Below are 22,009 nucleotides of genomic sequence, written 5' to 3' on the forward strand. Positions count from 1 at the left end.
CCGTGTAGACCGTCGCCGGTCAGTAACGGCGGGCGTCGTAGATCGGGCCGGACGAAGTCATTGGCACCACCCGCACCGGCACGCCGTAGGTGGAGGAGTGGATCATCAGACCGTCACCGATGTAGAGGCCGGCATGAGAGGCGTCGGAATAGAAGGTCAACACGTCCCCGGGCTGCAGGTCCGACAGCGAGACCGGCTGTCCGCCGTGGGCCAGCGCCTGGCTGGAATGCGGCAGTGGGATGCCCGCCTGCTGGAACGCCCACATCACCAGGCCGGAGCAGTCGAATCCGCCGGGCGCGGCGCCACCCCAGGAGTAGGGCGTGCCGACCTGGGTCAGCGCAGCCTGGACAGCGATGGCCCCTTGACCGCTAGCGGGTGCGGCGCCGAATCCAGGCCCTGGACCGCCCGGCTGCCCGCCGCCCGGTGCTAACGCCTCCGGAGCCGCAGCGGCCATGTCCGCTGCCGGCGGGACGGGCCCGGGCGCGGCCAGCTCGGTGCGCTGGGTGGGGCTCAGCGCCTGGTACTGCGACTTGACGATGGCGATCTGCAGCTGCAGCCGGCTCTGCTTAGACTGCAGGCTCGCGCGCACCGCGGCGGCCTGCTCGGCGGCCGTCTTGGCGTCAGCGGCCGATTTCGCCGATTCCTTTTCGGCTTCCGCGGCCTGCTCGCGGCTGGCGCGGTAGTTGGCCATGTGGACGCGCATTGCGGTGGACATCACCCGCTGCACGGCCAATTTCCCGATCAGCTGTTGCGGCGACTCGGCGGTCATGATGGCGTTCAAGCCGTCGGTGCGGCCACCCATATACATGGCTGCCGCAAACTTGTCGATGCCAGCCTGAAACGTTGCCAACCGAGACTTCGCGGCGTCTGCGGCGTCCACGTCGTCGTTGTGCTTCTTGTCGGCTGCCCGCTGCGCGGCCAGCTTGTCGGTGAGATCGAGCTGCGCGCTGTGCATGGCCTCGGTGGTCTGCTCCGCCTGCCGCGACAACTCAGTGAGCTTTGCCATCGCGTCATTGGCTGGGTCGGCCAGCGCATTGCTCGGGGCAACTCCGGTAAGTATGGCGCAGGCAGCTACCGCTGCGATAGCGAAGCGCTTGGCTGCGCGCAAACGCGCGCTTCTACCGTAATGCCCCAACCCCAAGAGTTTGCGTCCTTAGAACCCGTCGGCTGTGCGGCCGAGTCTGCTTTAGGTCTCAGATAGGTTACGAAACGGCATCGGGGTTGTCCAACTCTGGATGATTAAGAAAACAGCCAGATTTCAACGGGAGCCGTTAGGCTACCCCCGGTCGATGGCGGTGAATTGGAACCAGCCGCAGTCTCGGGGCCAGCCCCGCGTCGGCAAGCACCTCCAGCGCGGCCCGCTCATCCTCCAGCAGAGTTTCCGGTACCCCGAGTATCACACTGACGACGCAGTCACGGCATCCCGGACCGCGTACCGCGCAGTCGTCACAGTCGATGACCACTGGTTCTTCTGACTCGGGCGGGCCTGTCGCCGCCCGGTGGGGCTCGCTGGTGTATGCCATCTCGTTGGTCCTCTCGCTCCGATGGGTGGCTTTGCCGCCACGCTAACCGCGGGCACCGACAAGATCTCGCCGGCGTGATTTCCGGCTACGGATTGCGACGCGCCGCAGCACAAGCCGGGCGGTGTCGGTGCGACTGCCTAATGTCACGGCCATGGGCACCCCCGCTGGCGAGCAATTGAGCCTCCCCGATCTTGACCCGGCTGGCGAAGTATCGCTGCGCGAGACCACATTCGTCGTGGTGGACTTGGAGACCACTGGTGGGCGCATGAGCGCAGGTGAGGGGACAGTCGCCGACGCGATCACCGAAATCGGGGCGGTCAAAGTGCGCGGCGGCGTCGTGCTGGGCGAGTTCGCCACCCTCGTCGATCCCCAGCGCAGTATCCCGCCCCAGATCGTGCAGCTGACCGGCATCACCACGGCGATGGTCTGTGATGCCCCGACGATCGGCGTCGTGTTGCCGATGTTTTTACAGTTCGCCCGCGGCGCGGTGCTGGTGGCCCACAACGCCAGGTTCGACATCGGTTTTTTGCGGGCAGCCGCCGATCGGTGCGGCATCGGATGGCGGCGGCCACAAGTGCTGTGCACCGTCGCGCTGGCGCGCAGGGTGCTCAGCCGCGAGGAAGCTCCCAGCGTGCGACTGGACGCGCTGGCCCGGCTGTTCGCCGTCGCCAACGAGCCCACCCACCGGGCGCTCGACGACGCGCGGGCCACCGTCGAGGTTTTGCACGCGCTGATCGAGCGCGTCGGCAATCAAGGTGTGTACACCTACGCCGACCTGCGCTCGTATCTGCCCGACGTGACGCCGGCACAGCGGCGCAAGCGAGTGCTGGCCCACGGGTTGCCGCGCCGGCCAGGGGTTTACCTATTCCGTGGGCCGGCTGGCGAGGTGCTCTATGTCGGCACCGCAATTGACTTGCGGCGCAGGGTAAGTCAGTACTTCAACGGCTCGGATCAACGCAGCCGGATCAAGGAGATGGTCGCGCTGGCGGCCACCGTCGAGCATGTCGAATGCGCCCACGGGCTAGAAGCCGGCGTCCGCGAGCTGCGGATGCTGGCCGCGCATGCCCCGCCCTACAACCGCCGGTCGCGATTCCCGCACCGCTGGTGGTGGGTGGTGCTGAGCGACGAGGCCTTTCCCCGATTTTCGGCTACCCGAACGCCGCGCCACGGCCGCGCGGTCGGCCCGTTTCGCTCTCGCACCGACGCCGCCGACACCGCCGCGCTGCTGGCGCGGTTCACCGGTGTGCGCACCTGCACCACGCGGCTGGCCCGTTCGGCGCTGCATGGACCGGCCTGCCCACAGCACGAGGTTTCGCCGTGTCCGGCTGCTCGCGATGTGACCGCAGATCAATACGCCGCGGCGGCCGAGCGCGCCGCGGCGGTGATCGACGGGCTGGACAACACCGCGTTGGCCGTGGCCGTGCGCCAGGTCGCCGACCTTGCCGAGCACCAGCGTTATGAGAGCGCCGCCCGGCTGCGCGATCACACAGCCACAGCGGTCGAGGTGCTCTGGCGCGGCCAGCGGCTGGGCGCGCTGGCCGCGCTGCCGGAGTTGGTGGCCGCCGCCCCGGACGGCCCGGATGGCAGTGGCGGCTGGCAGCTCGCGGTCATCCGGCACGGCCAGCTCGCCGCTGCGGGCACTGCCCGCCGCGGTGTGCCGCCGATGCCGGTCGTCGACGCCATCGCAGCGGGCGCGCAGGTGGTCCTGCCGCAGCCCGCCCCGCTGGGCGGCGCGCTGGTGGAGGAGACGGCGCTGATCGCGCGCTGGCTGACGGCGCCGGGGGTTCGCATCGTGCGGGTCACTCCCGGCGGCGACGATGCGCCGGGCTGGTGTTCGCCGTTGGGGTCGGCGGGGCCGTGGGCCGAGTGGGCCGCGTCGGCGCGCTCGGCGCGAGTAGCCGCCGAACAAGCCGTGACGAGCCGGGCTTCAGAGCTGCTGACCGAACCGCACCCATCGCGCGAGCCGCTGTTCGGCGGCGCCGCTGTCGATCGCGTCGGCGGCACGGCGCAGCCCGTCTTCCCACGCCGGCAGCCACTCGGCGTTGCTGGATAGCCCGGCGTGGGCGACGATCGCACCCGCGGCGTTGAGCACGACGGCGTCGCGCACCGGGCCCTTCGCGCCGCCCAGCACCGAGCGTGCCTCTGCCGCGTTGGCCGTCGCGTCACCGCCGAGTAAGTCGTCCAGGTCGGCGCGGGCGAAGCCGAACCCGGCAGGATCGAATGTCAGCTTGTCCACGGTGCCGGCCTGTACCCGCCAGATCGTGCTGGTCGTGGTGGTGGTCAGCTCGTCGAGGCCGTCGTCGCCATGTACCACCAACACGCTGGACTGGCGCGCAGCGAACACGCCCGCCATCACTTCGGCCAGTTCGGCGAACGCACAGCCGATCAGCCCCGCTCGTGGCAGTCCCGGATTAGTCAGTGGCCCAAGCAAATTGAACACCGTCGGTACGCCGACTTCGCGCCGCACCACCGACGCGTGCCGGTACGACGGATGAAACTGCGGCGCGAAGCAGAACCCGATCCCGACTTCTGCGACGCTACGTGCGACGTCGTCGGCATCCAAGTCGATGCGTACCCCAAGTGCCTCGAGGGTGTCGGCACCGCCGGCCAGCGAGGATGCCGCCCGGTTGCCGTGCTTGACCACCGGCACTCCCGCCGCCGCCACCACGATCGCCGCCATCGTGGACAGGTTCACCGTGCTGACCCCGTCACCGCCCGTGCCGACCACATCGACGGTGTCGGTTCCGATCTGGTCGGTGGGCAGCCGGCGTGCGTGGGCAAGCATCACGTCGGCCAGCTCGGTGACTTCCGCGGCAGTCGGAACTTTCATTTTCAGCGCCACCGCGAAGGCCGCAATCTGGGCCGTAGTCGCCGATCCGGTCATGATCTGCTCCATGGCCCAGCTGGCCCCTCCGCGCGGCAGGTTCTGGCGCGCGGTCAAGGCCATGATGATCCGCGGCCACGACAGCGCCTCGTCCGGGGGCCGCGGGGACGACGCGGGTGCTGGCAGCGCCACATTGCAGATGGTCCCATCCCCGGTGGCCAATTGCCGCCCCGGGTGGAGATCGACAACTACAACGCGTCATACTTGCGGATGTGACGAGTGCGGTAGGGACCTCGGGTACTGCAATCACGGCGCGCGTTCATTCGCTTAACCGCCCAAACATGGTCAGTGTCGGCACCATAGTCTGGCTTTCCAGCGAATTGATGTTCTTTGCTGGGTTGTTCGCGATGTACTTCACGGCCCGGGCACAGGCCGGCGGCAACTGGCCGCCGCCGCCGACCGAGTTGAACCTCTACCAAGCCGTCCCGGTCACCCTGGTGCTGATCGCCTCGTCGTTCACCTGCCAGATGGGGGTGTTCGCGGCCGAGCGCGGAGACGTATTCGGGCTGCGCCGCTGGTATCTGCTCACGTTCGCGATGGGGTTGTTCTTCGTCTTGGGACAGGGCTACGAGTATCACCACCTGATCAGCCACGGAACCACCATTCCCAGCAGCGCGTACGGCAGTGTTTTCTACCTGACCACGGGCTTTCACGGGCTGCACGTCATCGGCGGGCTGATCGCCTTCATCTTCCTGCTGGCCCGCACCACGTTGAGCAAGTTCACTCCGGCTCAGGCGACCGCGTCGATCGTCGTTTCCTACTACTGGCACTTCGTCGACATCGTGTGGATCGCCCTGTTCGCCACGATTTATTTCATCCGATGAGCAGCGCGCGCAACGACAGGAGTGCTCGGTTGAAGAGACTGGGGTTGACCCGATCGCTTAGCGACCGGGCGCGACGTCGCCTGCGTCGCCGGTTGTCGGCCGGGCTGCTGCTGGTAGTAGCACTTTCGGCGGCCGGCGGGCTGGCCGCCATCTTGACCCCTAGCCCACAAGTGGCTGTCGCCGACGAGTCGTCCTCGGCGCTGCTGCGCACTGGCAAGCAGCTTTACGACATCTCGTGCGTGACGTGCCACGGCGCCAACCTGCAGGGCGTACCCGACCACGGGCCGAGCCTGATCGGTGTCGGCGAGGCGGCTGTCTACTTCCAGGTGTCCACCGGCCGGATGCCCGCCAGGCGCGGCGAGGCCCAGGCGGAACGCCAAGAAGAGCCGATTTTCGACGAGGGGCAGATCGACGCGCTGGGCGCCTATGTGGAAGCCAACGGTGGCGGGCCCACCGTGTTGCGCAACCCCGACGGCAGTATCGCGATGGGATCGTTGCGCGGCAACGACATTGGCCGCGGCGGCGACCTGTTCCGGCTGAACTGCTCGTCGTGCCACAACTTCACCGGTAAGGGCGGTGCGCTCTCGTCGGGCAAGTACGCCCCCGACCTGGCGCCGGCCAACGAGCAGCAGATCTTCGACGCGATGCGGACCGGTCCGCAGAACATGCCGAAGTTCTCCGACCGTCAGCTCTCCTTGGACGCCAAGAAAGACATCATCGCCTACGTGAAAACGGTTAACGAGGAACGCAGTCCGGGCGGCAACGCCCTGGGCGGCTTCGGCCCCGCCCCCGAGGGCATGGTGATGTGGATCATCGGGATGGTGGCCGTCATCGGGGCGGCACTCTGGATTGGGGCACGATCGTGACCTATCACGACGACAGCGGCAAAGGCACCGACACGCCGGGTCAGAAAGGCGCTCCGGGGCAACCCACCGACGCCGAACTGAACACCATGTCGCGCGAGGAACTGGTGGATCTCGGCGGCCGCCTCGATGGTGTGGAAACCGTCTTCAAGGAACCGCGCTGGCCGGTAGCCGACACCAAAGCCGAGAAACGCGCCGAACGCCTGGTGGCGACCTGGCTTTTGCTGGGCGGACTCTTCGGGTTCGCCCTGCTGTTGGTTTTCTTGTTCTGGCCATGGGAGTACAAGCCACTCGGATCCCACGGTAGCTTCGTGTACTCGCTGACCACCCCGCTCTACGGCCTGACCTTCGGAATGTCCGTGCTGTGCATCGCCGTCGGGGCGGTGCTGTTTCAGAAAAAGTTCATCCCCGAAGAGGTTTCGATTCAGGAGCGCCACGACGGCGGGGGCTCGGGGTCCCCGGAAATTCACCGCAAGACGGTGGTTGCCAACCTGACCGACGCTTTCGAGACTTCGACGCTGCGTCGTCGCAAGTTGATCGGCCTGTCGCTGGGCGTCGGACTGGGCACATTCGGCCTGGGCACTCTGGTGGCATTTGTCGGCGGGCTTATCAAAAACCCTTGGAAGCCGGTGGTGCCGACCGCCTACGGCAAGGAAGCGGTGCTGTGGACGACGGGTTGGACGCCACGCTATCCGGGCGAGACGGTCTACCTAGCCCGGACAACCGGCGAACACCTGGGAGCACCGTTCATCAAGATGCGTCCCGAAGACATCGACGCCGGCGGCATGGAGACCGTCTTCCCGTGGCGCGAATCCGACGGCGATGGCACCACGCCGGAATCACACCAGAAGCTGACAGAAATCATGACCGGTGTCCGCAACCCGGTGATGCTGATCCGCATCAAGCCCAGCGACATGTCGCGGGTGGTCAAGCGTAAGGGCCAAGAGAGCTTCAACTTCGGCGAGCTCTTCGCATACACGAAGGTCTGCTCGCATTTGGGTTGTCCCTCATCGCTGTACGAGCAGCAGTCCTACCGGATCCTGTGCCCTTGCCACCAGTCTCAGTTCGACGCGTTGTATTACGCCAAGCCAATTTTCGGTCCGGCCGCGCGTGCGTTGGCACAGTTGCCGATCACGATCGACGCCGACGGGTATCTCGTCGCCAACGGCAATTTCATCGAGCCTGTCGGACCGGCATTCTGGGAGCGCACAACATCATGAGCCCGAAACTGAAGCCCGCGAACATCGGCGACGTGCTGGCCCGTCAAGGCGAGGACGTCGATGCCCGCTATCACCCGTCGGCTGCGGTGCGCCGCCAGCTCAACAAGGTCTTTCCGACGCACTGGTCGTTCCTGCTCGGTGAGATCGCGCTGTACAGCTTCATCGTGCTGCTGCTGACCGGTGTCTACCTGACGCTGTTCTTCGACCCCTCCATGCAAGACGTCACCTACAACGGTGTCTATCAGCCGCTGCGCGGTGTGGAAATGTCGAAGGCGTACGCGTCAACGCTCGACATCAGCTTCGAGGTGCGCGGCGGGCTGTTCGTCCGCCAGGTGCACCACTGGGCCGCATTGATGTTCGCCGCCGCGATCATGGTGCACCTGGCCCGGATCTTCTTCACCGGCGCGTTCCGCCGGCCCCGCGAAGCCAACTGGGTGATCGGCTCGCTGCTGCTGATCCTCGCGATGTTCGAGGGCTTCTTCGGCTACTCATTGCCCGACGACCTGTTGTCCGGCATCGGGATACGCGCGTCGCTGTCGTCGATCACGCTGGGAATGCCGGTGATCGGAACCTGGCTGCACTGGGCGGTGTTCGGCGGCGACTTCCCTTGCGGCGGCGTTGGCGACAACTGCGTCGCGGCGGGCTACATCATCCCGCGGCTGTACTCCCTGCACATCCTGCTGCTTCCGGGCATCATCCTGGCGCTGATCGGGCTGCATCTGGCTTTCGTCTGGTTTCAGAAGCACACCCAGTTCCCCGGGCCTGGGCGCACCGAGCAGAATGTCGTCGGCGTGCGGGTGATGCCGGTGTTCGCGCTCAAGTCCGGTGCCTTCTTCGCGCTGTGCACCGGGATTCTCGGCTTGATGGGCGGTCTGCTGCAGATCAACCCCATCTGGAACCTAGGCCCTTACAAGCCGTCTCAAGTCTCGGCGGGTTCGCAGCCGGACTTCTACATGATGTGGACCGAGGGCCTGGCCCGTATCTGGCCGGCGTGGGAGTTCTACCCCGGGCATCACACGATTCCCGCGCCGGTCTGGGTCGCTGTGATCATGGGCCTGGTGTTCATCCTGCTGATCGTCTACCCGTTCCTGGAGAAGCGGTTCACCGGCGACTATGCCGACCCGCAAGCCCACCACAATCTGCTGCAGCGCCCGCGTGATGTGCCGGTGCGCACCGCGATCGGCGCCATGGCCATCGCCTTCTACATGGTGCTCACGCTGAGCGCGATGAACGACATCATCGCGTTGAAATTCCATATCTCGCTGAACGCGACGACCTGGATCGGGCGCATCGGCATGGTCGTATTGCCACCGATCGTCTACTTCTTCGCCTACCGATGGGCCGTCGGCCTGCAGCGCAGCGACCGTGCGGCGCTCGAGCACGGCATCGAAACCGGCATCATCAAACGCTTGCCGCACGGCGCCTACATCGAGCTGCACCAGCCGCTCGGCCCCGTCGACGACCACGGCCATCCGTTGCCGCTGGAGTACCAGGGCGCCCCGGTGCCCACCAAGGTCAACCGGCTCGGCTTGGCCGGCTCGCCGGGCTCCGGCAGCTTCCTGTACGCCGACCCCGTGTCCGAAGACGCCGCGCTCTCCGAAGCAAGCCACGCCGCCGAACAACGCGCCCTCACCGCACTGCGGGAGCACCAGGACGGCAGCGGGGCGTCCAGTGGCTCACCGAACGGCCAGAACTAGCGAGATCTCACCCGGCCAATGTGCGGCGCAGCTGCCGCACCTGGCGCCACGGAACTAGCGGCATGACCAGCGTGACGACTCCGGCGATCCCGTAGCTGGTCCACGAGAAGGCCTCGTGACCAATCGCCATCAGGTAGGTCGCGGCCGCGACCGCGAGCAGGGCGGCCCCCATCGTGCCCATCAATGCGGCGGTGCCGCGCAACCAGATCCGGTCCACCGTCGCCTCCGGCAATGCCGCCCGTAACGGGGTCAATCGCTCGGTACGGCCCGGCGGGGTGATGGTCCGCGTCGGAGCAGTCCCGGACCGAATCGGCTGTCCACTCACGGTGCGTGTCGGCGTCCCGGCCGATCGCGCAACCGGCCCGTCCCGAGTGACGCGCCGGGCGCGCAACAGCATCGGGATCGCCGCCAGGATGACCAGCGCAGAAATGACGATGATGGCGTAGAGCACGGACGACGAGTGTGGATTCCCCTTGGCGTCGTGGAAGCCGCGCCCGAGGTCCATCAGCGCCACGGTGGCCGCGACGCTCATCCCCACCAGTGCCAGCCAGACGGCGGCGCAGACCCCGACCAGGATGCGATCGCCGGTAACCGGCGCAACCCTGCTCCACGGACCCCATCCTGCGGGGTACCTGTCGGCCATTAGCAGCTCGCCTGCGGTTGGTTGTTCTCGTTCGACGACAACACCGTTCCGTCACTGGCGGTGATCTTGCAGTTAAGCTTGCTCAGCCGCAGCAAACTCGTCGCCTCTATCGAACCGACGTCGGACTGCGATATCGGGGTGAGCGTGATCGTCCACGGGATGTAGACGTTGGGCAGGGTCCGTCGCATTCCGGAGGCATCTGTGTAGGTGATCGTGATCTGATCGAACGGCGCTTTGGTGCCGGTCACTGAGTACGTGTACTGCCGAGGCGCGGCAGGGGTGGACGGGGCCGGCGGCGCCGGTGCCGGCGCTGGAGCGGGGGCCGGTGCCGGCGCTGGTGCCGGTACGGGTGCAGGCGGCGCTTCGGCCGGCGGCGGTGGCGGCGGCGCCTCGCTGCTCGGCGGTGGCGGTGGCGGCGCCTCGCTGGTCGGCGGTGAAGGCGGCGCAGGCGGGGGCGTTGTGACGATGATCTGGTCCTGCATCGGCGGTGTCGACGTGGGCGTGATGCCGGGCGTCGCCAGCTTGTTGGTGTCGGTGCGAGCGAATAGCAGCGATACCGACGCCACCAGGGCGATCGCTGCGACAATCGCGGCGATGCCGACAACCCACGGCCAACGTGGCGACGTGGCTTGTTCGTCGGCTGGCTCGTCGTAGCTCTCGTAGTCGTAGAGATCCAAGTCGACTGGCACGTACGGGCCGCTGGTCACATGTTCGGCCTCCGGAGCCGAGTAAGCCTGGGAGTAGGTATCCGTCTGCGCCGTCTCGTTGCGCTCTTCGGCCCTCTCCCCCGTCAACTCTTTACCGAATTCGCTGTCGCCTTGCCTGGGCTCGGCGACGGAGTCCAGTTGGTCGGACTCCGGTCCTGGTGGATTCGGCCCGCTCATGCCTGCCTGTCCTGTTCGACTACTTCACCGGCACGCACGGCACTAAGGCTGTGGCTGAACGCGCGCTCCGGACGTTTCTCAGTGTGCCTGGCGAAACCCTACCCAACCGGTCCCTGGACAGCCTTCTCGGTGAAGGGGTCACGGACGAAGTGATGCCCTGATTGTGACCTTGGCCGAACCTCGCCGGTGGGTGACTAATGCTTTTCGGGCCCGAGGTAGTACTCGAAGACCAGTCCGGCCACCGAACTCAGCACAAAAACCACCCCGGCGACGATCAACCACGGCAACCACAAGGCGATGCCGACGGCAGCTACCGAACCCGACAGCGCGACGAGAACCGGCCACCAGCTGTGCGGGCTGAAAAAGCCCAGTTCCCCTGCGCCGTCGCTGATCTCAGCGCCCTCATAGTCCTCCGGGCGGGTGTCGAGCCGACGAGCCACGAACCGGAAGAACGTCGCCACGATCAGCGCCATCCCACCGGTCAGCGCGAGCGCCGTCGTGCCGGCCCACTCGATTCCGCCGGTGCCGAACAAGCTGGTCAGTATGCCGTAGAGCACCGCGCAGAAGACGAAGAACGCGGCCACGAATTCGAACAGCCTGGCTTCGATATGCATCGGCTTCCTACTTACTCGCTTGGGGCGCGCGCTCGCCCCGGCGGGCATCGAACGGGTGCGTGGTGACCGCGACCGGCGATTGGGCGATCGCCTGTAAGGCCTGGGCATTGTTCTTACCGGCGATCCGCTGCTGCAGGTAGGCCTTGAAGTCGTTGGGCTGCACCACCCGGACCTCGAAGTTCATCATCGAGTGATAAGTGCCACACATTTCGGCGCAGCGGCCGACAAACGCACCGGTCTTGGTGATCTCGGCAACCTGGAAGACGTTGACCGAATGATTTTCGTGCGGATAGGGCATCACGTCGCGTTTGAAAAGGAACTCGGGCACCCAAAAAGAGTGGACGACGTCGGCCGAAGCCAGCTGGAACTCGATTCGCTTGCCCACCGGCAGCACCAATACCGGGATCTCGGAGCTGGTGCCCAGCGTCTCGACCTTGTCGTAGTTCAGATAGCTGCGGTCTGCGATGCCGATTCCGTGGTCGGGACCGGGAAGCTGTTCGCCCTGCTTGTTCCGGGCTTCCGACTTGGCGGCTACCGCCGCTTTACGGGCCGGGTCGGCGCCGTCGTATTTGAACGTGCCGTCCTTGAAATCAATCTTCTGGTAGCCGAACTTCCAGTTCCACTGGAAGGGCGTGACATCGACGACGACCTCTGGGTCAGAAGCCAGGTGCAGCATCTTCTCCTGCACCACCACAGTGAAGTAGAACAGCACCGAGATGATCAGGAACGGTGTGACGGTCAGCGCTAACTCGAGCGGCATGTTATAGCCGAACTGGCGGGGCAACTCGGTGTCGGTGGCCTTGTGGCGGTGAAACGCGCTGGACCAGAAGATCAGGCCCCAGACGATGACGCCGACCACCAGGGAGGCGATCACCGCGCCGATCCACAGCTGCCGGTTGAAGTCGGCCTCCGGGGTAATGCCCCTCGGCCAGCCCATGCCCAAAGCCTCCGACCAACTGCACCCGCTGAGCGCGACCGCGAGCATGCCAAGCACGCCGGCCAGCACCGCCAGCCGAAGCCGCCGGGAGACTGCGGAGCGGCTCTTTAACGAGCCCTGCGAACGGCCTGGTCCGCGAGGTGTCACCGTGGCGCCTCCTGAATCACAAGCTGAATCGACAGAAAGTCGAATACTACGCAGCGTAAACCACGCGGTGTTGCGACGCCGTGGCGGAGTCCCCCGGCCTGTCATTGCGGCATACTGGGCGCGATGTGTGGACTGCTGGCCTTCGTGAGCGCCGAGGCCGGCGGCGACGGTTCGATCTCTTCGGGCTCGGCCGCCGATGCTGCCGGCGCCGTCGCCCGCGCATCTCACCTGATGCGCCACCGCGGACCCGACGAGCCGGGCACCTGGGCCGACCCCGGCGGGACCGTCGTGTTCGGCTTCAATCGGCTGTCCATCATCGACATCGCGCATTCGCACCAACCGCTGCGCTGGGGTCCACCGGAAAGCCCGAGCCGCTACGAGTTGGTGTTCAACGGCGAGATCTACAACTACCTGGAGCTGCGCGCCGAGCTTGCTGAGCGCCACGGCGCCGTCTTCGCCACCGACGGCGACGGTGAGGCGATCGTCGCCGCCTACCACCACTGGGGTGCAGACGCCCTGCCCCGGCTGCGGGGCATGTTCGCGTTCGCGCTGTGGGACACCGATAACGGCGAATTATTCTGCGCCCGTGATCCTTTCGGCATCAAACCGCTGTTCATGGCGACCGGAACCGGTGGCACCGCAGTGGCCAGCGAAAAGAAATGTCTGCTGGAGCTGGCCGACCTGATCGGGTTCGACACCGCAATCGACTTGCGCGCGGTTCAGCACTACACGGTGTTGCAGTACGTGCCCGAACCCGAGACTTTGCACCTCGGCGTGCGCCGGCTCGAATCCGGCTGCTATACGCGGATTCGTCCCGGCACGGCCGCCCCTCAGGCCACCCGCTACTTCACGGCGCGCTTCAGCGCGACACCGCTCACCCGGGATACCGAAAAGGCCCGCTATGACGAGATCACCGCGGTTTTGGAGGACTCGGTCGCCAAACACATGCGCGCCGACGTCACCGTTGGCGCCTTCCTGTCGGGAGGCATCGACTCGACGGCGATCGCGGCGTTGGCCATCCGGCACAACCCGAGCCTGATCACCTTCACCACCGGGTTCGAGCGTGAGGGATTCTCCGAGATTGACGTCGCGGCCGCGTCGGCGGAGGCGATCGGTGCGCGGCACATCGCCAAGGTGGTGGCACCCGACGAGTTCGTCGCCGCCTTGCCTGAAATCGTTTGGTATCTCGACGAGCCGGTGGCCGACCCGGCCCTGGTGCCGCTGTACTTTGTCGCCCGCGAGGCGCGAAAGCATGTCAAGGTGGTGCTCTCCGGAGAGGGCGCCGACGAGCTTTTCGGCGGCTACACCATCTACCGTGAACCGTTGTCGCTCAAGCCTTTCGACTACCTGCCCGGACCGCTGCGACGGTCGATGGGCACGTTGTCCAAGCCGCTGCCGGAGGGCATGCGCGGCAAAAGCCTGCTGCACCGCGGATCGCTGACGCTGGAGCAGCGCTACTACGGCAACGCCCGCAGTTTCTCCGACGCGCAGCTGCGCGCCGTACTGCCTGGATTCCGGCACGATTGGACGCACACCGATGTGACAGCACCGCTGTACGCCGAATCCGCCGAGTGGGACCCGGTAGCCCGCATGCAATACATCGACCTGTTCACCTGGCTGCGCGGCGACATTCTGGTCAAGGCCGACAAGATGACGATGGCCAACTCCCTGGAGCTTCGGGTGCCGTTCCTGGATCCCGAGGTGTTCGCGGTCGCGTCCCGGTTGCCGGTGCAGGCCAAGATCACCCGCACCACCACGAAGTACGCGCTACGACGCGCGCTGGAGCCTGTCGTTCCGCCGCACGTACTCAATCGGCCGAAGCTGGGCTTCCCGGTCCCCATCCGGCACTGGCTGCGCGCCGGCCCGCTGCTGGAATGGGCCCACGAGATGCTGAACTCCTCAGCAACCGACCATCTGATCGAGATGTCGGCCGTCCGCCGAATGCTCGATGAACACCGTTGTGGCGAAGGCGATCACAGTCGCAGATTGTGGACACTGCTGATCTTCATGCTGTGGCATGCGATCTTCGTCGAGCATAGCGTGGTGCCGCACATCAGCGAACCGCAATACCCGGTGCAGCTCTGAACCCCTTCTGTGCCGCATGGTTCGCCGAGACTTAAATCTCTGCGACACGCCTCGGCGTGTCGCCGCAACCGGTTAAGTGTCGCGGAAAGAAGCCAAACTGAATTAGTCCAGGACAGCGGCGATTTCGGCGGCGGCGTCGTTGCCGTAGGCGTCCGCTAACCGAGTCTTGGCGACCTGGCCGTCCCACTCCCACTCCTGGGTGCCGGTGGACTCCAGCACGAGCACGGCGACCAGCGAGCCCAACTGCGCCGAACGCTCCAGGCTGAGTCCGCCACTGCGCCCGGTCAGGAAACCGGCACGAAACGCGTCGCCGACGCCGGTTGGGTCGGTCTGGTTAGTCTCGGGCACCACGCCGACGTGCATGCATTCGCCGTCCCGGTCGACGATGTCGACGCCCTTGGCGCCAAGTGTGGTCACCCGCAAGTCCACCTTCTTCAATACCTCGGCTTCTGACCAGCCGGTCTTCGACAGCAACAACTCCCACTCGTAATCATTGGTGAACAGGTACGCGGCGCCGCCGACGAGCTTGTTGATCTCCTCGCCCGACAGCCGGGGCAACTGCTGCGAGGGGTCGGCGGCGAAAGCCAAGCCGAGCTTGCGGCACTCCTCGGTGTGCACCAGCATCGCGTCCGGGTCATTGGCGCCGATGATGACCAGGTCCGGCTTGCCGAATGACGAGACGACATCGGCGAGCTTGATGTTGCGGGCCTCGGACATCGCGCCGGGGTAGAACGACGCGATCTGAGCCATGTCGAGGTCGGTGGTGCAAACGAAACGCGCGGTGTGCGCGGTTTCGGAGACCAGGACATGGTCGGTGTTGACGCCGTGCGCCTGCAGCCATTTGCGGTAGTCGTCGAAGTCGTCGCCGACCGCCCCGACCAGCGCGGCGTCGCCCCCGAGTACCCCGATCGCGAAGGCGATGTTGCCAGCTACCCCGCCGCGGTGGATCACCAGGTCGTCGACGAGGAAGCTGAGCGAAACCTTCTGCAGATGGTCGGCGAGCAGCTGTTCGGAGAACCGGCCCGGGAAGCGCATCAGATGGTCAGTTGCAATGGAACCGGTCACCGCGATCGTCACGAAATGTCCCCTTCATTACTAACTTCGGCTAACTAAGCCTACCCACGGGTCGCGGCTGACGGTGCAGCGCGGGACGAGGCCCGCTAGCCTCCGTAGAGAGAAAGCGACCCGAAAAGAGCTGCCTATGCTTGGTCCGTGTTCGCCGGATCACCGACTTGGCGCCGACGGACCGCCGGTGAGCGACCCTCATCCCGGTCAGCCAACCTACGCCGGATCGCCGGTGAGCGGACCGGTCGAGGCGGCGCCTCCGGGGGCCGCCTATCCGGGTCTTCTGCCACCGCCGGTCGGCTACCCGAAACGCCGCGGTCGACGGCTGGTCGTCGCCGCTGTGGTGACGGTGGTGCTGGTTGCCGGCTTGATCACGGCGATCGCGCGCGGTGCGCACGACGGCCCGTCGACCGCGGGCGCGTTCTCCGGCGCGGCGGCGAAAGCGGCGATCCAGGGCTATCTGGATGCACTTGAGCACCGCGACACCGACACGATCGCGCGTAACTCGATGTGCGGAATTTACGACGCCGTGCGGGACCGTCGAGCCGACCAGGCGCTGGCCAAGCTCAGCAGCGACGCGTTCCGCAAGCAGTTCACCGAGGCGCACGTGACCTCGATCGACAAGATCGTGTACTGGTCGGACTACCAGGCCCAAGTGTTGTTCAGCATGCGCGTCACGCCTACGAGCGGCGGCGCCGCTCGCGGACAAATACAGGGCATCGCGCAATTACTCAACCAGCACAACCAGCTGCTGGTGTGCTCCTACGTGCAGCGACCGGCAGGCAGCTACTAGCAAGGAGTCAGTTGAAGGAATCACCGCAGGCGCACGAGCCGGCGGCGTTGGGATTGTCGATGGTAAAGCCCTGCTTTTCGATGGTGTCGACGAAGTCGATGGAGGCGCCCTGCACGTAGGGTGCGCTCATCCGGTCCACGGTCAGCGTCACGCCGCCGAATTCCGCGGTCAGGTCACCGTCGAGCGAGCGGTCGTCGAAGAACAAGTTGTACCGCAGACCCGCGCATCCACCGGGCTGGACCGCAATGCGCAGCGCCAGGTCGTCGCGCCCCTCCTGCTCCAAAAGTGACTTCGCCTTGGCTGCCGCGGCATCGGTCAAGGTCACGCCATGCGTCTTGGTGGCCAACTCGTCCTGAACAGTCATTGCTTCTCCCTATAAGTGCCTACACGGCCAAATCGTTGTTGCGTCAGTGGATGAAGTGGATGGATCAGCCCGCCAGGCGAAACCCCGGACAAACCCACCTCTTCAAAGGTACCTTGTCGTGCCGCTATTCCCGAGTCGCGCGGCCACACAAGAAGCCAGGCCCATCAGCTGGTTGGCCGCGTCGACCAGGGCCAGCCGCGCCGAACCGGCGTAGTCGGCGATCGAGTAGGCGGCCAGAATGCCCGCCGATTGCGACGCCAGGCGGTCGAGATCTACCCGGCCAGCCATCACCACGATCGGTACCTGCTGTGATCGTGCCGCCTCGGCGAGCGCGCCGACCACCTTGCCGTGCAGCGACTGGTCGTCGAGTCGGCCCTCACCGGTGATCACCAGGTCGGCGGCGGCGATGTCGTTGGCCAGGCCAGTGCGCTCGGCGATGATCGATGCACCCGATTCGCACCGGCCGCCCAGTGCGAGCAGCGCCGCCCCGATGCCACCGGCGGCCCCGGCGCCTGCTTGTGCGCTGACCGACCGGCCGGCGGCCGCGTCCAGCTCAGCGGCCCACTCGGCGAGCCGCTGTTCCAGCGCCGCCACGGTGTCGGCATCCGCTCCCTTCTGTGGCCCGAATATCGCCGCGGCCCCCCACGGCCCCAGCAGCGGGTACTCGACGTCGGACGCAGCGATCAGCTCCACACCGGCAAGCCGCTGTCGGCCCGCCGCAAGCCCGCCCAGCTCGTCGACCAGTCCGCGGCCGCCGTCGGTACTGGCGCTGCCGCCCAGGCCGACGACGATCCGCGCGGCTCCCGACCGCAGGGCCGCGGCGATGAGCTGGCCAACCCCTCTGCTGTGCGCGCCGAGCGCCGTTTGCGGTGTCGGCGGACCGCCGAGGCGAGCTGACCCGCACGCTTGCGCGCATTCGAGGTATGCCGTCGCCGACTCGGTGTCCAGCACCCACTCGGCTAGCACGTCGTCGTCCAGCGGCCCGGATACCTCGAGGCGCCGTCGCTCCCCCAACCGGCCGGCCAGGACGTCGACGAAGCCCGGACCGCCGTCGGATTGCGGCGCGATGGTGAACCGATCGTCGGGGCGCGCCCGGTTCCAGCCCGCCGCGATCGCCGCGGCGGCCTCGACCGCGGTCAAGCTGTCGCCGTAGCTATCGGGGGCGACCAGCACCCGCAGGATCGCCGGCACCAGCGCTGTCGCGGGTGCGATACCGCCGGCCTCAGTCGCCGACCCGCTCATGTCAGCAAGAGTAGGGACCGCTGCGGGACGGCGCACCTGAAGTAACCTGGCGAACGTGAAACTGCTGCGCCGGAAAAAACGCGACGACGGCGGCGCCCAGATACCGGGGGAGGCGGACGACACCTCCTCGGCGGACGCGTCATCCCATGGTTCGCAAAAAACTGCTCCCAAGGGACGCCCCACACCCAGACGCAGCGCCGCCGCCCGGCGCAAGGGTCCGGTCGCTCCGGCGCCGATGACCGCCGCCGAGGCCCGGGCCCGGCGAAAGTCGTTGAAAGATTCCAAGCTCAGCCGCGAGGAACGACGGGCCGCCAGTGCGGCCCGTCGCGCCCGGATGGCCGAGCAGCGGGACCGCATGATGGCCGGCGACGAGCGTTACCTGCTGGCACGCGACAAGGGCCCGGTTCGCCGGTTCGTCCGCGACGTGGTGGACGCCCGCCGCAACGTGCTCGGGCTGTTCATGCCGTCGGCGCTGACGCTGCTGTTCGTGATGTTCGCCGTCCCGCAACTGCAGCTCTACATTTCGCCTGCGATGATGGTGCTGATGGTCCTGATGCTGCTCGACGCGGTCATTTTGGGCCGCAAAATCGCCAGGCGGGTCGACGAGAAGTTTCCGAACGACACCGAACCTCGTTGGAGACTAGCCCTCTACGCTGCCGGCCGGGCGTCCCAGATGCGCCGCATGCGAGCGCCTCGGCCCCAAGTCGAGCACGGCGCCAGTGTCGAGTAACCCTCGCCTGGATATTTGATCTGCCGTGCGAACCCTGGCGCTCGGCGGGATCAAGTCGGGCAAGTCCCGCTGGGCGGAGGCGGCCGTCGCCGAGTCGCTCGGAGCGGGTGAGCCGGTACGGTACCTGGCGACTGGTTCGGTAACTGACAACGACCCGGCCTGGGTGCGGCGGATCGCCGTGCACCGCGATCGCAGGCCGCGGCACTGGTCAACGGTGGAAAGCCACGACATCGCAACACAATTGCGCGAGCCACCGGCCGTTCCCACTTTGATCGACGACGTCGGCGGCTGGTTGACCGCCGCTTTGGATCGCCGCGGCTGGGCGGGCGGCGCCGTCTCGGCCGACATCGACGAGATGCTCGCGGCGGTGGCCTCGTTCCGTGCGCCGCTGGTTTTGGTCAGCCACGAGGTTGGACTCAGCATCGTGTCGGCGACGGTGTCCGGCCGCCGGTTCACCGACGAGTTGGGCGCTCTCAACCAGCGGCTGGCCGCGGTGTGCGATCACGTGGTGCTGATGGTGGCCGGGCAGCCGTTGCACATCAAGCCGTCGCGGCTGTGCTGATGTTCCCGCCGGTCGTGCCGCCCGATACGGTCGCCGCCGCGGCCGCCCGCGCCCGCCAGGACACCCTGACCAAGCCGTCGGGCGCGCTAGGACGGCTCGAAGATCTGTCAGTATGGGTGGCATCGTGTCAAGGTCGTTGTCCGCCAAAGCAGTTCGAACGGGCCCGGGTAGTGGTGTTCGCCGGCGACCATGGGATCGCGCGGTGGGGGGTGTCGGCCTATCCGCCGGAGGTCACCGGTCAGATGGTCGCCAACGTCGTCGCCGGCGGCGCTGCGATCAATGCGCTGGCGGACATCGCCGGGGCGACGGTGCGCGTCGCCGACCTGGCCGTGGACGCCGACCCGCCCTCGCCGGAGATCGGTGCGCATAAGGTGCGGCGCGCCAGCGGCGACATCGCGGTAGAGGATGCGCTGACCCACCAGGAGACCCTCGACGCGATTGACGCCGGCCGCCAGATCGCCGACCAAGAGGTCGACGCCGGCGCCGACTTTCTCATCGCCGGCGACATGGGCATCGGAAACACCACCGCCGCGACCGTTCTGACCGCGGCGTTGGCGGGCATCGAGCCGGTCGTCGCCGTCGGCTACGGCACGGGTATAGATGACGCCGGCTGGGCCCGCAAAACCGCGGCGGTGCGTGATGCGATGTTTAGGGCCGAGCCGGTGTTATCCGATCCGGTGGCGCTGCTGGCGCGTTGCGGCGGTGCTGATCTGGCCGGGCTGGCCGGCTTTTGTGCGCAGGCCGCAATCCGGCGCACGCCGCTATTGCTGGATGGCTTGGCGGTGACGGCTGCGGCTCTGATCGCCGAGCGGCTGGCCCCAGGGGCGCGGCTGTGGTGGCAGGCTGGTCACCTTTCGACCGAACCGGCGCACGCGCCGGCCCTGGCCCAGCTCGGGTTGGATCCGATCGTGGACCTGAGAATGCGGCTGGGTGAAGGTACCGGCGCGACGGTGGCGCTGCCGGTGCTGCGGGCAGCGGTGGCCGCGTTGACGTCGATGGCCAGCTTTGCCAGCGCCAACGTCTCCAACCGCGCCGACCGCTCTGTTCCCCCACCGTGATCAAGTCGCTGGCAACGGCTTTCGCGTTCGAGACCGTCCTGCCGGTGCCGGGCACATCGCACCGGCCGCTGGGCGGCGGTGCGATGACAGTGCTGCCGGTCGTCGGGATGGCGCTCGGTGCGCTGGCGGCGGCCGTGACATGGGCGAGCGCGCTGGCGTTCGGCTCGGGCAACCCGCTGACCGGCTTGCTGGCGGTGGCGGCCCTGCTGGCGGCGACCCGTGGCCTGCATATCGACGGCGTTGCCGACACCGCCGACGGGCTGGGCTGTTACGGGCCGCCGGAACGCGCGCTGCAGGTGATGCGCGACGGGTCGACCGGGCCGTTCGGAGTGGCGGCCGTCGTTGTGGTGATCACGCTGCAGGGGCTGGCTTTCGCGGCGCTGGGCGCCGTGCCGATCGTGGTCGCCGTCTCCGCCGGCCGGGTGGCGGCGGTGCTGGCCAGCCGCCGCTGCCTGCCGGCGGCGCCGGGCAGCGCGCTGGGCGCGCGGGTCGCCGGAACCCAGTCCGCGGCCGTGGTCACCGCCTGGGTCGTCGTGCTGCTCGCGGCGGCCGTGGCGGCGGACCGGCAGCCGTGGCAGGGACCGGCGGCGGTGCTGGGCGGGCTGGCCTGCGGCGCCGCGTTGGTCGGCCGCTGTGTGCGCCGTTTCGGCGGCATCAGCGGCGACGTGCTCGGCGCCGCGATCGAATTGACCACGACGGTGACCGCGGTATTGCTGGCAGCGTTTGTGCGGCTCTAGCCGTCCGTCAGCCCAGCGTCGACATCCAGCCGTGGGTGTCGGCAAAGGTTCCGCGCTGAATGCCGGTCAGCGTGTCACGCAACGCCATCGTCACCTCGCCGGATTCCCCGTCGCCGATGGTGAATTCGCTCTCGCCGTACTTCACATGCGAAATCGGGGTGATGACCGCGGCGGTGCCGCACGCGAACACCTCGCTGATCTCACCGGCGGCGGATTTCTTCTGCCACTCGTCGATATCGATCTTGCGCTCCTCGACGGCAAAGCCGGCGTCAGTTGCCAACTGCAGCAACGAATCCCGGGTGATGCCCGGCAAAAGCGAGCCGGACAGCTCAGGGGTGACCAGCCGGGCCGATCCGCCGCTGCCGAACACGAAGAAGATGTTCATCCCGCCCATCTCTTCGATGTAGCGGCGTTCGACGGCATCCAGCCACACCACCTGCTCACAGCCGTTCTCGGCGGCTTCGACTTGCGCCACCAACGACGCGGCGTAGTTTCCGCCGAACTTCGCCGCACCGGTTCCGCCCGGGCTGGCGCGCACGTATTGCGTTGACACCCACACGGCGACCGGCTTGATGCCGTGCTTGAAGTACGCGCCGGACGGCGAGGCGATCACCAGATAGCGATACCGCTTCGCCGGGCGCACCCCCAGGCCCGGTTCGGTGGCGAAGACAAACGGCCGCAGGTACAACGACTCCTCGCCGCCGGCGGGCGGAACCCATGCCTTGTCGACGGCGATCAGTTGCCGCAACGACTCGACGAACAGTTCCTCGGGCAGTTCAGGGATCGCGATCCGCCGCGCCGAGGACCGCATCCGCGCGGCGTTGGCCTCGGCGCGGAAAGCCACGATCGACCCGTCCGGCCACCGGTAAGCCTTCAGTCCTTCAAATATCTCCTGCGCGTAATGCAGCACGATCGCCGACGGATCCAGCTCGATCGGGCCATAGCCGATGACCCGCGCATCGTGCCAGCCCTGTCCGTCGGTGTAATCGATCGACACCATGTGGTCGGTGTGATATCTGCCGAAACCGGGGTCGGCCAGTATCGCGTCACGTGCCTTGTCGCTGGTCGGGTGTGCGGTGCCCAAAACCGTGAACTCGAGGGCGTCGCCGACGCGGGTCATCTTGCGATTGTATAGCC

The 22,009-nt window shown here is 67.0% G+C and carries 21 protein-coding genes and 1 pseudogene; 11 read left to right on the top strand and 11 right to left on the bottom strand.

Translation table 11 applies throughout. The features are described 5' to 3' along the window. Positions 1 to 19: 19 nt before the first annotated feature. The gene (gene ripC / locus M5I08_RS13895; protein WP_219067299.1) at positions 20 to 1,135 is read right to left on the bottom strand and encodes a peptidoglycan hydrolase RipC; all 1,116 of its coding nucleotides are present in this window, start codon (positions 1,133 to 1,135) and stop codon (positions 20 to 22) included. Between the two features lie 136 nt (positions 1,136 to 1,271). After that, positions 1,272 to 1,523, bottom strand: a complete 252-nt coding sequence (locus tag M5I08_RS13900) for a hypothetical protein (RefSeq protein ID WP_219067265.1) — start codon at positions 1,521 to 1,523, stop codon at positions 1,272 to 1,274. 151 nt (positions 1,524 to 1,674) lie between these two features. Here M5I08_RS13900 and M5I08_RS13905 point away from each other — a divergent pair. Then, positions 1,675 to 3,513: pseudogene (locus tag M5I08_RS13905) on the top strand (DEDD exonuclease domain-containing protein); the annotation flags it as partial. Here M5I08_RS13905 and trpD read toward each other — a convergent pair. Continuing rightward, a complete protein-coding gene (gene trpD, locus M5I08_RS13910; protein WP_370328468.1) occupies positions 3,451 to 4,539 on the bottom strand; it encodes an anthranilate phosphoribosyltransferase in 1,089 nt (362 codons plus the stop codon). The pseudogene M5I08_RS13905 and the gene trpD sit on opposite strands and share 63 nt — an antisense overlap. Before the next feature lie 80 nt (positions 4,540 to 4,619). Here trpD and ctaE point away from each other — a divergent pair, with 80 nt between their 5' ends. The 4 genes from ctaE (at position 4,620) to qcrB (ending at position 9,011) form a co-directional block, all read left to right on the top strand. Beyond that, a complete protein-coding gene (gene ctaE, locus M5I08_RS13915) occupies positions 4,620 to 5,231 on the top strand; it encodes an aa3-type cytochrome oxidase subunit III (protein WP_219067267.1) in 612 nt (203 codons plus the stop codon). A gap of 29 nt (positions 5,232 to 5,260) precedes the next feature. Next, positions 5,261 to 6,097, top strand: coding sequence for a cytochrome bc1 complex diheme cytochrome c subunit (gene qcrC, locus M5I08_RS13920; RefSeq protein ID WP_219067268.1), 837 nt, complete (start codon positions 5,261 to 5,263; stop codon positions 6,095 to 6,097). 86 nt (positions 6,098 to 6,183) lie between these two features. Then, entirely contained in the window at positions 6,184 to 7,314 is a 1,131-nt protein-coding gene (qcrA, locus tag M5I08_RS13925; protein ID WP_249763365.1) for a cytochrome bc1 complex Rieske iron-sulfur subunit, read from the top strand. Continuing rightward, positions 7,311 to 9,011 carry a cytochrome bc1 complex cytochrome b subunit gene (gene qcrB / locus M5I08_RS13930; RefSeq protein WP_219067269.1) on the top strand — a complete coding sequence of 567 codons (1,701 nt, stop codon included), beginning with the start codon at positions 7,311 to 7,313 and terminating at the stop codon, positions 9,009 to 9,011. Before qcrA ends, qcrB begins: the two co-directional genes overlap by 4 nt. Positions 9,012 to 9,018: 7 nt before the next feature. On the opposite strand, the gene M5I08_RS13935 is transcribed toward qcrB, so the two are convergent. The 4 genes from M5I08_RS13935 to ctaC form a co-directional block, all read right to left on the bottom strand. Then, entirely contained in the window at positions 9,019 to 9,654 is a 636-nt protein-coding gene (locus M5I08_RS13935; RefSeq protein ID WP_219067270.1) for a DUF2561 family protein, read from the bottom strand. Further along, positions 9,654 to 10,538 carry an MmpS family transport accessory protein gene (locus M5I08_RS13940; protein WP_219067271.1) on the bottom strand — a complete coding sequence of 295 codons (885 nt, stop codon included), beginning with the start codon at positions 10,536 to 10,538 and terminating at the stop codon, positions 9,654 to 9,656. The genes M5I08_RS13935 and M5I08_RS13940 overlap by 1 nt, the downstream gene beginning before the upstream one ends. A gap of 194 nt (positions 10,539 to 10,732) precedes the next feature. Continuing rightward, entirely contained in the window at positions 10,733 to 11,152 is a 420-nt protein-coding gene (locus M5I08_RS13945; RefSeq protein ID WP_219067272.1) for a cytochrome c oxidase subunit 4, read from the bottom strand. A 7-nt stretch (positions 11,153 to 11,159) separates the two neighbouring features. Further along, positions 11,160 to 12,236 (bottom strand): aa3-type cytochrome oxidase subunit II, encoded by a 1,077-nt coding sequence (gene ctaC / locus M5I08_RS13950; RefSeq protein ID WP_370328472.1) that lies wholly within the window; start codon positions 12,234 to 12,236, stop codon positions 11,160 to 11,162. A 123-nt stretch (positions 12,237 to 12,359) separates the two neighbouring features. On the opposite strand from ctaC, the gene asnB reads away from it, so the two are divergent. Beyond that, entirely contained in the window at positions 12,360 to 14,321 is a 1,962-nt protein-coding gene (asnB, locus tag M5I08_RS13955; RefSeq protein WP_219067273.1) for an asparagine synthase (glutamine-hydrolyzing), read from the top strand. 102 nt (positions 14,322 to 14,423) lie between these two features. Here the strand turns inward: asnB and M5I08_RS13960 are convergent, their stop codons facing one another. After that, positions 14,424 to 15,398, bottom strand: a complete 975-nt coding sequence (locus tag M5I08_RS13960; protein ID WP_219067274.1) for a carbohydrate kinase family protein — start codon at positions 15,396 to 15,398, stop codon at positions 14,424 to 14,426. A gap of 124 nt (positions 15,399 to 15,522) precedes the next feature. Between M5I08_RS13960 and M5I08_RS13965 the strand changes: the two genes are divergently transcribed. Next, positions 15,523 to 16,179, top strand: a complete 657-nt coding sequence (locus tag M5I08_RS13965) for an Rv0361 family membrane protein (RefSeq protein WP_219067275.1) — start codon at positions 15,523 to 15,525, stop codon at positions 16,177 to 16,179. A 7-nt stretch (positions 16,180 to 16,186) separates the two neighbouring features. Here M5I08_RS13965 and M5I08_RS13970 read toward each other — a convergent pair whose 3' ends face one another. Next, the gene (locus M5I08_RS13970; RefSeq protein WP_219067276.1) at positions 16,187 to 16,543 is read right to left on the bottom strand and encodes an iron-sulfur cluster assembly accessory protein; all 357 of its coding nucleotides are present in this window, start codon (positions 16,541 to 16,543) and stop codon (positions 16,187 to 16,189) included. 102 nt (positions 16,544 to 16,645) lie between these two features. Continuing rightward, on the bottom strand, positions 16,646 to 17,722 hold the full coding sequence (locus tag M5I08_RS13975; protein ID WP_249763366.1) for a glycerate kinase family protein: 1,077 nt from the start codon (positions 17,720 to 17,722) through the stop codon (positions 16,646 to 16,648). A 163-nt stretch (positions 17,723 to 17,885) separates the two neighbouring features. Here M5I08_RS13975 and M5I08_RS13980 point away from each other — a divergent pair, with 163 nt between their 5' ends. From M5I08_RS13980 to M5I08_RS13995, 4 genes are read left to right on the top strand one after another with little or no spacing between them, the layout of a single operon-like run. Beyond that, positions 17,886 to 18,515, top strand: coding sequence for a DUF3043 domain-containing protein (locus M5I08_RS13980; RefSeq protein WP_249763367.1), 630 nt, complete (start codon positions 17,886 to 17,888; stop codon positions 18,513 to 18,515). A 25-nt stretch (positions 18,516 to 18,540) separates the two neighbouring features. After that, positions 18,541 to 19,077, top strand: a complete 537-nt coding sequence (locus tag M5I08_RS13985; RefSeq protein ID WP_219067279.1) for a bifunctional adenosylcobinamide kinase/adenosylcobinamide-phosphate guanylyltransferase — start codon at positions 18,541 to 18,543, stop codon at positions 19,075 to 19,077. Beyond that, on the top strand, positions 19,071 to 20,135 hold the full coding sequence (cobT, locus tag M5I08_RS13990; protein WP_370328475.1) for a nicotinate-nucleotide--dimethylbenzimidazole phosphoribosyltransferase: 1,065 nt from the start codon (positions 19,071 to 19,073) through the stop codon (positions 20,133 to 20,135). Before M5I08_RS13985 ends, cobT begins: the two co-directional genes overlap by 7 nt. Continuing rightward, a complete protein-coding gene (locus tag M5I08_RS13995; RefSeq protein WP_219067280.1) occupies positions 20,132 to 20,872 on the top strand; it encodes an adenosylcobinamide-GDP ribazoletransferase in 741 nt (246 codons plus the stop codon). Before cobT ends, M5I08_RS13995 begins: the two co-directional genes overlap by 4 nt. Positions 20,873 to 20,879: 7 nt before the next feature. Here the strand turns inward: M5I08_RS13995 and M5I08_RS14000 are convergent, their stop codons facing one another. Next, on the bottom strand, positions 20,880 to 21,992 hold the full coding sequence (locus tag M5I08_RS14000; RefSeq protein WP_219067281.1) for a branched-chain amino acid aminotransferase: 1,113 nt from the start codon (positions 21,990 to 21,992) through the stop codon (positions 20,880 to 20,882). Positions 21,993 to 22,009 lie beyond the last annotated feature (17 nt).

Origin of the sequence: Candidatus Mycobacterium methanotrophicum (assembly GCF_023515995.1) — a bacterium.
GTDB lineage: Bacteria > Actinomycetota > Actinomycetes > Mycobacteriales > Mycobacteriaceae > Mycobacterium > Mycobacterium methanotrophicum.